The following is a 349-nucleotide window of genomic DNA, read 5'->3' as shown; positions in this document are numbered from 1 at the left end:
TCTGATTCCTATGCGCCCGCATGGATAGTGATAGATGTCCACGTAGTGGCCAGCCAGGCCTTGCGTCTGCGGGGTGTCGTTAATCAGGTAGAGGCGTTTGTCGTATTGCAGGGTTAGTCTTTTCGAGACTCGCCGGGGCTCGCGCCAGGTGAGGATCAACGAGAGATCTTCATCGTCACGTACCGGGCGGTGGGCATCGAAGTCCGAGCGGGCCGGTTTGCCGAAGCGACGATTGTAATCGGCTATGAAGAGCGGCAGATAAGCATTAGCGGCTTCGACGGTGCTGATGTTTCGCAGTCGCAGTTCCTTGACCAGGCGATCCTGCAAGGTGAGATGGGCTCGCTCGACG

At 57.9% G+C, this 349-nt stretch carries 1 pseudogene; it reads right to left on the bottom strand.

The features are described 5' to 3' along the window. Positions 1–349 (bottom strand): annotated as a pseudogene (locus tag GSQ95_RS26025) (ISNCY family transposase); the annotation flags it as partial.

This window comes from Pseudomonas sp. BAV 4579 (assembly GCF_009765395.1).
GTDB lineage: Bacteria > Pseudomonadota > Gammaproteobacteria > Pseudomonadales > Pseudomonadaceae > Chryseomonas > Chryseomonas aestiva.
This window is presented reverse-complemented; position numbering and strand designations above follow the sequence as displayed.